This window comes from Mesorhizobium sp. M1A.F.Ca.IN.020.04.1.1 (genome assembly GCF_003997315.1).
GTDB lineage: Bacteria > Pseudomonadota > Alphaproteobacteria > Rhizobiales > Rhizobiaceae > Mesorhizobium.
This window is the reverse complement of record NZ_RZSN01000185.1, coordinates 1-10,957: the sequence shown is the minus strand read 5'-3', so window position 1 is coordinate 10,957 and position 10,957 is coordinate 1. Positions and strand designations below refer to the sequence as shown.

Sequence of the window (10,957 nt, the reverse complement as noted above, 5' to 3'; positions counted from 1 at the left end):
GCACAAGCGCGCGACTGAGCGCCGACATCTTCAACGCTTCGTCGAATTCCGGCAACTTTTCCAGGTTGAGGTCCGAGGCAACCTTCTTGAGGATATCGGGCGAGGACATGATCTGGACTTCGGTGGCTACAGCCTCCTCATCGGTCGCCGGCTTGTCGTCGCTGGTTGTGCCGGCCGGCCGAGTGAAGACCGATTCGCGCGACCCGATCTCCAGCTTGGCCACTGCCTTATATTGCGGCGTCGCCAGCCAGGCGAAGGCAAACGCCAGCCCGGTCACGACAAGCGTGACGAGAACAATGCGCAGCCAATTCCTCGCCAGGCTGGCGAAGAGCTGTCTCAGGTCGACATCGACATCTGCGGCCGCGGACTGAACGGACATGCATCCTGCTCCGAACTTTGAGTCGAGGATGGACCGTAAACAACTATGGTAACTCAGCCGTTAAGATCAGGATGCGTACTTATTAGAACCCACTCAAAGAACGTCCTGCGAAAGCAATAGAACAATTGGGTTTTTTGCCAGCAGCCGATGAGTCTAAGGCCCATCCTTTACCGACCATTAACCCTAACAGGATGATAACGGGCGCACTCCTGGGGTTGGCCGCCTCACCGGTGGCGAGAGCGACGAAGGTTCGTGTCCGATCATGAAAAGCACTGCTCATCTGTTTCGCGCCATGCTCGCCTTGTCGCTGCTTACCGGCTGTTCCAGCTACCGGCCGGCGCCCGCCGCCTTTCATGAAGTCCTCGACCAGCCATACAGACTCGGCGCCGGCGACCGCATCCGCGTCACGGTGTTCGAGCAGGACGGGCTGACCAACACCTACAGCGTCGACCAGTCCGGCTACATCTCCTTCCCGCTCGTCGGCGCCGTGCCGGCGCGCGGCCACACCGCCCAGCAGCTCGAAAAGGAAATCGCCGATAAATTGCGCCAGGGATATCTGCGCGATCCCGACGTCTCGGTCGAGATCGACCGCTACCGGCCGATCTTCGTCATGGGGGAAGTCGGCGCCGCAGGGCAATATTCCTATGTGCCGGGATTGACTGTGCAGAAGGCGATCGCGATCGCCGGAGGCTTCACACCGCGCGCCAACCAGGAAAGCGTCGACATCACCCGCGACATCAACGGCAAGGTCATGACCGGCAGGGTGCAGACATCCGATCCGCTCCTGCCCGGCGACACCGTCTACGTCCGCGAACGCCTGTTCTGACAATCAACGTGGCGGCTCACCTCCGGATCGTCCACTGCTTCCGCTCACCTGTCGGGGGAATCTTCCGGCATGTGCGCGACCTGACCGAGGCGCAGGTCGCCGCCGGCCATTCCGTGGGTATCGTCTGCGATTCGACCACGGGCGGCGACTATGAGGAGCGGCTGTTCGGAGCGATGAAGGAGCGCCTGGCGCTCGGCATCCATCGCACGCCGATGCAGCGCCATATCGGACCGGGCGACATCGCCGCGGCCTGGCGCACCTATCAAATCATCAAGGAATTGCGGCCGGACGTGCTGCACGGGCATGGCGCCAAGGGTGGCGCCTATGCCCGTCTGTTCGGCTCACTGTTGCGGGTTTCAAGGTCTCGCGTGGCCCGCCTTTATTCGCCGCATGGCGGCTCGCTGCACTATGACGAAACGACGGCGACCGGAAAGCTGTTCTTCGCGCTGGAGCGTTTCATGGCCCGCTTCAGCGACTGCCTTCTGTTCGTTTCCGATTATGAGCGGACAACTTATCGACGGAAGGTCGGCGAGCCGCCCATCCCCAACAGGCTGGTCTATAACGGCCTGCGGGCCGTCGAGTTCGAACCGGTGGCGCCGGCGGCCGATGCCGCCGATCTCATATACATCGGCATGATGCGCGATCTCAAAGGCCCGGACATCTTCATCGATGCGCTGGCGCGCGCCGGCAGGGAGCTCGGACGCCGGCTAAGCGCGGTGATGGTCGGCGCCGGCGACGACCTGCCACGCTACCACGCTCAGGTGGAGCGACTCGGACTGAAGGGCCACGTCCGCTTCCTGCCGCCGATGCCGGCCAGAGAAGCCTTCGCCCTGGCCGAGCTGATCGTCGTCCCGTCCCGCGCGGAAGCAATGCCCTATATCGTGCTCGAGGCTCTGGCAGCCGGCATGCCGATGATTGCCACTGCCGTGGGCGGCATTCCCGAGATCTTCGGCGAAGACTCCCCTGCCCTGATCCGGCCCGATGCCCGTCAACTTGCCGACAGGCTCAGAACGGCTTTCGACGATCGCGGCGCCTACCGCAAGCTGATGCCGCAAAACCCCGAGTTGAAAGCGCGATTCGGGGCCGACGTGATGGCGGCCGAGATCGAGAAGGCTTACTTCGCGGCGCTAAAGCTTTAGAATTTACTAATCTAGCTATAGGCGTGAAAAAACCGCCAGTCGTCGCAAGCAACAACACGCATTCAAAGCCACCTGTTGTTTCAAGGCTTTCTTAGTTCTCTTTTGCTATTCACTCGCGCGAAGCTCGCGGACAATCCCCATGAACGAGATCGACCCCGCGCACCGCTTTTCGATGGAGGCGGTGCGCAAATTCGACGGCCCTGCCGAAGCTCAAGTGCCCGGCATCAATGACGTGGCGCGACAGGTCGCCTCGCAGTACCGGCGCGATACGATGTCGCCGATCATGGTCAGCGGCGTGCTGCGAATGGTCGAATTCGCCGTGCTCTTCGTGTCAGGCATCTGCCTCTATTTCTACTATGTCGGCTTCTTCAACTATCTCGCCTGGCAATATCCGCTGACGATCGCGGCAGCTTCGTTCCTGGCGGTGGTGCTGCTTGACGTCAGCGACAGCTACCAGATCGCGGCGCTGATGCGCCCCCTCGCCAATTTCGGCCGCGTGCTCCTCGTCTGGGCCGGCACCTTCGCGCTGATGGCTCTCACGGCCTTCGCCATGAAGGCCTCGGAGGACTATTCGCGCCTCCTGTTCGGCAGCTGGTTCGTGGTCGGCTTCGTGCTGATCTTCGGGCTCAGACTGGTGATGTCCAGGCTGATTAGGCGCTGGGCGCGCGACGGGCGCATGGAGCGCCGCGCGCTCATCGTCGGCGGCGGCAAGTCGGCCGAAATGCTGATCCGCTCGGTCGAGAAGCAGCCGTACAATGACATTCGCATCTGCGGCATCTTCGACGATCGCGGCGACAAGCGCTCTCCGCCGATCGTCGCCGGCTACCCGAAGCTCGGCACCATTTCCGAGCTGATCGAGTTCGCCCGCATCGCCCGCATCGACATGCTGATCGTCTCGCTGCCGCTGACGGCGGAATCGCGCGTGCTGCAGCTTTTGAAGAAGCTCTGGGTTCTGCCGGTCGACATCCGGCTCTCGGCGCATTCCAACGCGCTGCAGTTCCGCCCGCGCGCCTATTCCTACATCGGCTCGGTGCCGATGCTCGACATCTTCGACAAGCCGATCAACGACTGGGACTCTGTCGCCAAGCGCAGCTTCGACATCATCTTCTCGCTTGTCGGCATCATCGTCTTCTCGCCAGTGATGCTCGCCACCGCGATCGCCATCAAGCTCGACAGCAAGGGGCCGGTGCTGTTCAAGCAGAAGCGCCACGGCTTCAACAACGAGGTCATCGAGGTCTACAAGTTCCGGTCGATGTATATCGACAGGTCGGACCCGACCGCCAAGCAGACGGTGACCAAGAACGACCCGCGCGTCACCCGCGTCGGCCGCTTCATCCGCAAGACCTCGATCGACGAGCTGCCGCAGTTCTTCAACTCGCTGTTCGGCTCGCTGTCGCTGGTCGGGCCGCGGCCGCATGCGATCGCCGCCCAATCGCACAACCTGCTCTATAACGAGGTGGTCGACGGCTATTTCGCCCGCCACAAGGTCAAGCCGGGTGTCACCGGCTGGGCGCAGATCAACGGCTGGCGCGGCGAGATGGACACCAATGAAAAGATCCGCATGCGCACCGAATACGATCTCTACTACATCGAGAACTGGTCGATGCTGTTCGACCTGCGCATCCTGTTCCTGACGCCCGTCCGCCTGCTCAACACGGAAAACGCCTATTGAGCGCGCTCGCGCATCAGTTGCCGGCGGTCGCGGTCAACCAGTTGCCGCCGCAGGCGGTCAACCAGTTGCCGCCACAGGCGGTCAACGCAAAGCTGATCGCGCTGATCTCGTCGGCCGCTATCGTCGTCGGCATCCTGCTTTCCGGCTTCGTCATCAGCGAGCCGGCACCCTACGAGCTCTACATGGCCGGGCTGATCGCCGTCTGGGCGCTGTTCGGCCTCAGAATATCGCGAGCGATATTGCCGCTGCTGGTGCTGTTGGTGGCGATGAACATCGGCGGCATGATCGCGATGACGCAGATGGCGGACCTCGCCAACACGCCGCTCTATCTGGCGGTCTCGCTGTTTCTCGCCTTCAGCGCGGTCTTCTTCGCCTCGGTGACATCGGTCCAGCCTGACCTCTACCGGCTGATCTTCATCGCCTATGTGGTCTCGGCTGTGGCGACCTCGCTGCTGGGAATAGCCGGCTATTTCCATGCCTTTCCGGGCGCGGAGATGTTCACCAAATACGACCGCGCCGCCGGCGCCTTTCAGGACCCGAACGTGTTCGGTCCGTTCCTGGTGCTGCCCGGCACCTACCTGCTTTATCTGCTCTTGACCGGCCCGGTATCGCGCATGCCGCTTCTGGCGGTGCCGCTATTGATCATCACCGCCGGCATCTTCTTCTCCTTCTCGCGCGGCGCCTGGGGCATGTTCGCGGTTTCGGCGGTGCTGCTCACCGCTTGCCTCTTCCTGCAGAGCGCCAGCGGCATGTTCCGCCTGCGGGTCGTGGTGATGACGATCGCCGCGCTCGCGCTGCTGATCATCGCCATCCTCGTCATCCTGCAGCTGCCCGGCGTGTCGGACATGTTCACCCAGCGCGCGCATCTCGAGCAAAGCTACGATACCGCGCGCCTCGGCCGCTTCGCACGCTATACGATCGGCTTCCAGCTGGCACTGGAACACCCGTTCGGCATCGGCCCGCTGGTCTTCGGCACGATCTACGGCGAGGACACGCACGACATCTGGCTGAAGGCGCTGATGGACTATGGCTGGCTGGGCTTCGTCTCGTTCCTGACGCTGACCCTGTGGACGATCTGCGCCGGATTCCGCATCCTCCTGCGCGCTCGTCCCTGGCAGCCCTATCTGCTTTGCGCCTATGTCGCCTATCTCGGCAATATCGGGCTCGGCACCTTCATCGACATAGATCACTGGCGCCATCTCTATCTGCTGCTCGGGCTGATCTGGGGCGCGATCGCGCTGGAATACCGGCACCAGAAGGAATTGCGGTTGGCGCGCGCCGTCCCTGCTGCGGCACTGTCATCGGCGAAATAGCCGCCGAATTCGGTTGACCCGCACGGGGTTCTCACGATACATCGCCACCCGGTCCGGAGTGTAGCGCAGCCCGGTAGCGCACTTGACTGGGGGTCAAGGGGTCGTCGGTTCGAATCCGGCCACTCCGACCATTTTTCAAGCCTGAGACTTGTCCCCCAGAAGTCCTCTCCAATCCCTACTGGCACACGTCGACCCATTTGGCGTCGACAAGTTCGACCATCCGCTGCGGCGAAATCCGCACGGCGGCATTCGTCGCGCCGGCGGCGGGGACGACCTCGTCAAAGGCCCGCAGCGTCACATCGCAAAAGACCGGCAGCGGCGCCGGTAGACCGAAGGGACAGACGCCGCCCGGCGGGTGGCTGGTCGCGGCAAGCACCTGTTCGCCGTCGAGCATGCGCGGCTTGCCGCCTAACGTGTCCTTGCATTTGCGGTTGTCGAGCCTGGCAGTGCCGCTGGTCACGACCAGCATGGTCTCGTCGCCGACGCGCAGGCAGATGGTCTTGGCGATCTGCGCCGGCAGCACGCCATGGGCGTCGGCCGCCAGTGCCACGGTCGCCGAGCTCGCTTCGGTGACCAGCACCTCGATGTCGGGAGCATGTTCGGCAAAGAAGGCGCGGACCGATTCCAAGCTCATGAGCGCAACCTCAATCAGGCATGTTGGCCACTCGATGCCGCCGAATCGTGGCAGCGGCCGGGATTGCCGCATGGCGCGCTGGCAGTTGGCAAGGGCCAGGGGACCATCTGTGGAAGGCGCAAAAAGCCCGCCGGGGCGGGCCATGGCGGGCTTTTTTCGCGGACGCTTCGGCGTCTCTATTGCTGTGTGGGCCGATTCTCTTCGGTCGGCATCATGATCAATTCCTCTTCCGGCACTTGCAGCGCGGAAGCGATACGCCTGAGCTTGGCGGGGTCGGCATCCTTGCCGTCCTCGATGTCGACGATCTCGCCCACGGCCAGGCCGCAGGTCAAGGAAAGCTCCTCAATCGTATATCCCCTCGTTTCGCGGACGGCTTTCAGCGGATTGAGGCCGGACGCGGCAATGATGTTGTTGGAAACAGCGTTTCTTGCGGTGTTGGGCATGGCAACTCCTTGGGATGAAACAACACAGATGAAATGTGGCGTTGCCTGAGACGGGCGGGAGAATGGCCGTTAACGGATGATTTGCCAAGAGGCCGTTTTGGCCGTCACGCCATCGTGACCGTGGTCATCGGCTGGGAGCCGAGGCCGCAGGCCACCGACATGTAAGGTGGCGCGAAGCCCAATCAAGATCTTTTGAAGCGCCGAAGGCCGCACCCGCCGGCATTTTGCCCCCTCCGATTCGTTAGCTCTCGTCGCTTGCCGGAAGGCGGGCGACGCCAGCCCCTTTGAAGAGGATCGGATTCCATGAAACTGAAGCTATTCGCTATCGTACTCGGCATGATCTCAGGCTTTGCGGGCGCCGCTCAGGCGGACACCGTGCGCTTGCGCGGCACGGTGGTCGACCTCGCCGGTACGACGCTGAAGGTGAAAGCCCGCGACGGCAAGACCGATACGATCACCCTTTCCCCCGACTGGATGATCTCTGGTGTCGCCAAGGCGTCGGCCGCCGATATCAAACAGGGCGATTTCCTCGGCATCGCATCGGTGTCCAAGGCCGACGGCGGCAGCGGCGCGCTGGAAGTCGTGATCTTCCCGGCGGCGTTAAAGGGAACCGGAGAAGGCGACCGCGATTGGGATTTGCAGCCCAACAGCCGAATGACCAACGGCACTGTCGCCGACGTGACCGAGGTCAACGGCAGGACCGTGACGCTGACCTACAGCAATGGCCAGAAGAAAGAGATCGCCATCCCGCAATCGACGCCGATCGTGAAATTCGCGCCCGCTGCGCCTGCGGATCTCAAGCCAGGCATGACCGTGTTCGTCAGCGCCGAGCGCGGCAGCGGCGGCAAGCTCGTTTCGCGCCGGGTGGTGGTCGGCAATCATGGCGTGGCGCCGCCGATGTGAGGCGCGCAGCTGACGCATCAGGCTCGAAAAGCATGATGTCGAGCCGTCCATGCGCGCCCGCAAGGGCGCGCGGCGCGATGGTGGTTCGCCAGAAACAATCCAGAAACAAAAATCTACAGTCCGGAAAAAGTGTCGAAAAAATCCAGGAGGATAGTGCCGATCGCGGGGCTTGGGTCACCGATTTGGTCCGGTGAACTCCGGAACGCCCGCGTAAAAGGAAACGAAATCATGAAGAAGTCCCTCCTCTCCGCGCTCGGGCTGGCTCTGGCCCTGGCATTCACCATGCCGATCCTCGGCACGACCAGCGCCGATGCGGCCCCGGTGGTAAAGCACCACCACCACAAGCATCATCGCCGGCACCACCATCACCACCACCACCATCATCACCACCATAAGAAGGTGGTTGAGAAGAAGGCCTGATCCTTCCCACATGCCGATGGGAAGACAGGCCTTCATTGTATGGTCGCGCAAGTCTTCCCATCGGAATTTTTCGCTTCGTGGGACAAGCCTCTCCTTTGAGCACCCGCTGTCCCCTGATGAGCGCAGCCGGGTTCGATCGCTTGTCAAGCGGTCCCGACCTCTTGCCGCATCAAGTCGCCACTGCCCAACGAGCGCTTAGCGCTGCTGGCAGATCCGGCACCTACGGTAATCCCTGAACCCTGACACCTTCACAGCAATGCTCGCCAGGCGACAAAAATCGCGCGGGCCATGAACCTTTCCATTGGAGGCCGAACCAAGCGGTCATGGACGCCACGAAGGCGTTCCTCAACCCGACCGGGACGCCAGAAAGCGCTCCCAGCAACCAATGGAAGGAAATGCTCAAATGACCAACTTCAAGCGTATCTCGCTCGCCGCCGCCTTCGTCGTCTCGGCTTTCGGCTCGGTTTCCGCGCCGGCCTTTGCCGGCACGCATCCGACCGGCGACGGCGGCGCGGTCTGCAAAGGCTCCGGCTCCTGTCTGGTGCTGCAGCTCGACTGTAAGGGCACCTACACCGACGCCACCGATAAGAACGGCACCGTCTACGGCAAATGCAGCCAGGTCATGAAGGTCGATCCTAAGAGCCGGATCAAGCTCGCGAACTGATTGAAGCCGGAGCCCACTCCATCCCGATTTCATCCGGTTGGGCTCTCGTGCTGACGGAATGGCGGCCGGCGCGAACGGTCGCCATTTCTGTTTCGCAGCCCGGAGTCAGCGCCGGCTGATCAGAAGGCCGGCAAGCAGGCCGACCACGACCAGTCCGACGGCGGCCACGGTGGCCGGATGCTCGCGCGCGGTGTGCTCGAGCGCCCTGCCCCGGCGCCTGATTGCCGGCAGCGCCTCGTGAAAGCGGTCGGCGAGCTGCGAATAATAATCGGACGCCGCCTCGCGGCCGTCCTCGTAATAGGCGTCGCCGCGTTTGGCCAAGGCTTTCCTGACATCGTCAAGTTGACGCGAGAGCGCCGCGACCTGCCTGTCCAGATCAAGATCGGAAAGGGTCGAAAACCACGCCATGCCTGATGTCCTTCTCTTGCAGAGAAGGGCTAACGCATGGATGCCACAGCAGTTCCGGCTGTCAGAGACGTCGGCCGTCCAAGCCGCCGGAGCGGCACCCGAAGCTCAACGGACCTGGTCGAGCAGGCGCTTGCACTCCAGGAGGTCGAAGAGCGCCTCCTGCAGCAAGGCCCGGTTGTCGCGCGACAATTTCGAGGAGTCCGGCTGCACGGGACCTTCGTCGTCTCCCTTGCCAAGGCCGAAGAAACGGCGGCTGGGCTTCACCTTGGGCTGACCGACCAGCGCATCCTCGTCGCCGCGCGGCTGGGCAGCCGCGGTAAGCGGCACCTGCTCGGCCTGGCGGCGCTGCGCGATCGCCTCGACGGCTGCCATGTCGCCATTGCCGATCGCGACCAGGAAATGGTTGCCGTTCTCGCGCAACAGCTTCTGCACGCCTTTGATCGTATAGCCCTGATCATAAAGCATGTGCCGGATGCCCTTGATCAGTTCGACATCCTGCGGCCGGTAGTAACGGCGGCCGCCACCACGCTTCATCGGCTTGATCTGGTTGAAACGGGTTTCCCAGAAACGCAGCACGTGCTGCGGCAGGTCGAGATCTTCCGCAACCTCGCTGATGGTACGGAAAGCATCGGGGCTCTTGTCCATGGGCGAATCCTCACGCTGGACCGCAATCCGGAGTTGATCCGAATCGCACCTTATTTCAGCGGTTTATGAAGCGATATTCAAGCCCGGCGTCAAAGGGGCCGCGGTTTTCAACCGGCATTCGAGGGTTACTTGACGCCCTTGGCCTTGCTGTTCTGGTGCGAACGCAAGATGCGGTTCTTCAGCACGTTCGAGGATTTGAAGGTCATCACGCGGCGCGGCAGGATCGGCACTTCTTCGCCGGTTTTGGGATTGCGGCCGATGCGCTCATTCTTGGAGCGGACATGGAAAGTCGCGAAGGAAGACAGCTTCACCGTCTCGCCGCGAACGATGGCTTCGCAAATCTCATCCAGGACGGCCTCGACCAGCTCGGCCGATTCAGTTCGCGACAAACCAACCTTGCGGTAAACGGCTTCGGCTAGGTCGGCACGCGTCAGTGTCTTTCCCCCCATGCGACCGTCCCATCAGCTCAAAAACATAAATCGATACAGGCAGCGGCAGAGCGTAAGTAATTGATCCGGCAAGGTCAAGGACCGAACCCACGCGCTCGGCACTTACCAGCGCAGCAACACCGCGCCCCAGGTAAAACCCCCGCCCATCGCCTCGAGCAGAACAAGGTCGCCCTTCTTGATGCGGCCGTCGGCGACGGCCACCGACAAAGCGAGCGGCACGGAGGCAGCCGAGGTATTACCGTGCAAATCGACGGTGACCACGACTTTCTCTTCGGCTATCCCGAGCTTCTTGGCGGAAGCGTCAATGATCCGTTTATTGGCCTGATGCGGCACGAACCAGTCGAGGTCTTCCGCCGTGATGCCGGCCTCGGCGAAAGTGGCCTCGATAACGTCGGTGATCATGCCGACCGCGTGCTTGAAGACCTCGCGGCCTTCCATCTTGAGATGGCCGACCGTTCCCGTGGTGGACGGGCCGCCGTCGACGAAGAGTTTTTCCTTGTGGACGCCATCCGAACGCAGGCTGGCGGCCAGCACGCCGCGATCGGCGATGTTGCCAGCCCCTTTCGCCGCTTCGAGCACCACGGCGCCGGCGCCATCGCCAAACAGCACGCAGGTCGAGCGGTCGCTCCAGTCGAGGATGCGCGAGAAGGTTTCGGAGCCGATCACCAGGACGCGTTTTGCCAGCCCGCCGCGGATATAGAGATCGGCGGTGGCGACCGCATAGACGAAGCCGGAACACACGGCCTGCATGTCGAAGGCAAAGCCGTGATGCATGCCGAGGCGGTTCTGGATTTCGACAGCCGTCGCCGGGAACGTGTTATTAGGCGTCGAGGTCGCCAGCACGATCAGGTCGATATCCGCTGGCGTCAGGCCGGCGCTGTCGAGCGCGGCGCGCGCCGCCGCCTCGCCCAGCGAGGCCGTCGTCTCGTCATCGGCTGCGACGTGGCGCTGGCGAATGCCGGTGCGCTGGACGATCCACTCGTCGGAGGTCTCGACCATGCCTTCGAAATCGGCATTCTTCATGATGCGGCGGGGCAGCGCGGCACCGCTGCCGCGCACAAC

At 62.6% G+C, this 10,957-nt stretch carries 14 protein-coding genes and 1 tRNA gene; 8 read left to right on the top strand and 7 right to left on the bottom strand.

Annotated elements, in window-relative coordinates; genetic code table 11:
* Positions 1-379 (bottom strand): Wzz/FepE/Etk N-terminal domain-containing protein (locus EOA49_RS26680; RefSeq protein ID WP_245460812.1); only part of this gene is annotated, 379 nt, incomplete at its 3' end.
* A gap of 262 nt (positions 380-641) precedes the next feature.
* Here EOA49_RS26680 and EOA49_RS26675 point away from each other — a divergent pair.
* From EOA49_RS26675 to EOA49_RS26655, 5 genes are all read left to right on the top strand, one after another.
* Positions 642-1,205 (top strand): polysaccharide biosynthesis/export family protein, encoded by a 564-nt coding sequence (locus tag EOA49_RS26675; protein ID WP_067000804.1) that lies wholly within the window; start codon positions 642-644, stop codon positions 1,203-1,205.
* Between the two features lie 8 nt (positions 1,206-1,213).
* Positions 1,214-2,344 (top strand): glycosyltransferase, encoded by a 1,131-nt coding sequence (locus EOA49_RS26670; protein ID WP_127241766.1) that lies wholly within the window; start codon positions 1,214-1,216, stop codon positions 2,342-2,344.
* A gap of 139 nt (positions 2,345-2,483) precedes the next feature.
* The gene (locus EOA49_RS26665) at positions 2,484-4,016 is read left to right on the top strand and encodes an undecaprenyl-phosphate glucose phosphotransferase (protein ID WP_127241765.1); all 1,533 of its coding nucleotides are present in this window, start codon (positions 2,484-2,486) and stop codon (positions 4,014-4,016) included.
* A gap of 65 nt (positions 4,017-4,081) precedes the next feature.
* Positions 4,082-5,329, top strand: coding sequence for an O-antigen ligase family protein (locus EOA49_RS26660; RefSeq protein ID WP_127241767.1), 1,248 nt, complete (start codon positions 4,082-4,084; stop codon positions 5,327-5,329).
* Between the two features lie 54 nt (positions 5,330-5,383).
* A tRNA-Pro gene (locus tag EOA49_RS26655) sits at positions 5,384-5,460 on the top strand.
* A gap of 44 nt (positions 5,461-5,504) precedes the next feature.
* Here the strand turns inward: EOA49_RS26655 and EOA49_RS26650 are convergent.
* Entirely contained in the window at positions 5,505-5,963 is a 459-nt protein-coding gene (locus EOA49_RS26650) for a YbaK/EbsC family protein (RefSeq protein WP_127241764.1), read from the bottom strand.
* A 176-nt stretch (positions 5,964-6,139) separates the two neighbouring features.
* Positions 6,140-6,406 carry a helix-turn-helix transcriptional regulator gene (locus EOA49_RS26645; protein WP_067330074.1) on the bottom strand — a complete coding sequence of 89 codons (267 nt, stop codon included), beginning with the start codon at positions 6,404-6,406 and terminating at the stop codon, positions 6,140-6,142.
* A gap of 303 nt (positions 6,407-6,709) precedes the next feature.
* Here EOA49_RS26645 and EOA49_RS26640 point away from each other — a divergent pair, with 303 nt between their 5' ends.
* The 3 genes from EOA49_RS26640 to EOA49_RS26630 all read left to right on the top strand — a co-directional run bounded on the left by EOA49_RS26640 (position 6,710) and on the right by EOA49_RS26630 (position 8,393).
* On the top strand, positions 6,710-7,309 hold the full coding sequence (locus EOA49_RS26640) for a hypothetical protein (RefSeq protein WP_067330070.1): 600 nt from the start codon (positions 6,710-6,712) through the stop codon (positions 7,307-7,309).
* A 228-nt stretch (positions 7,310-7,537) separates the two neighbouring features.
* Positions 7,538-7,729 (top strand): hypothetical protein, encoded by a 192-nt coding sequence (locus EOA49_RS26635; protein ID WP_082954114.1) that lies wholly within the window; start codon positions 7,538-7,540, stop codon positions 7,727-7,729.
* Between the two features lie 403 nt (positions 7,730-8,132).
* Positions 8,133-8,393 (top strand): hypothetical protein, encoded by a 261-nt coding sequence (locus tag EOA49_RS26630; protein WP_067000787.1) that lies wholly within the window; start codon positions 8,133-8,135, stop codon positions 8,391-8,393.
* A 105-nt stretch (positions 8,394-8,498) separates the two neighbouring features.
* Here the strand turns inward: EOA49_RS26630 and EOA49_RS26625 are convergent, their stop codons facing one another.
* The 4 genes from EOA49_RS26625 to EOA49_RS26610 form a co-directional block, all read right to left on the bottom strand.
* A complete protein-coding gene (locus EOA49_RS26625) occupies positions 8,499-8,801 on the bottom strand; it encodes a DUF883 family protein (RefSeq protein ID WP_067330064.1) in 303 nt (100 codons plus the stop codon).
* 105 nt (positions 8,802-8,906) lie between these two features.
* The gene (locus EOA49_RS26620; RefSeq protein WP_067000781.1) at positions 8,907-9,446 is read right to left on the bottom strand and encodes a MerR family transcriptional regulator; all 540 of its coding nucleotides are present in this window, start codon (positions 9,444-9,446) and stop codon (positions 8,907-8,909) included.
* A 125-nt stretch (positions 9,447-9,571) separates the two neighbouring features.
* Complete coding sequence (locus EOA49_RS26615) at positions 9,572-9,895, bottom strand: integration host factor subunit alpha (RefSeq protein WP_067000778.1); 324 nt, start codon at positions 9,893-9,895, stop codon at positions 9,572-9,574.
* Positions 9,896-9,997: 102 nt separating this feature from the next.
* Positions 9,998-10,957: beta-ketoacyl-ACP synthase III (locus tag EOA49_RS26610; protein WP_245460811.1), on the bottom strand; the 960-nt coding region annotated here is incomplete at its 5' end.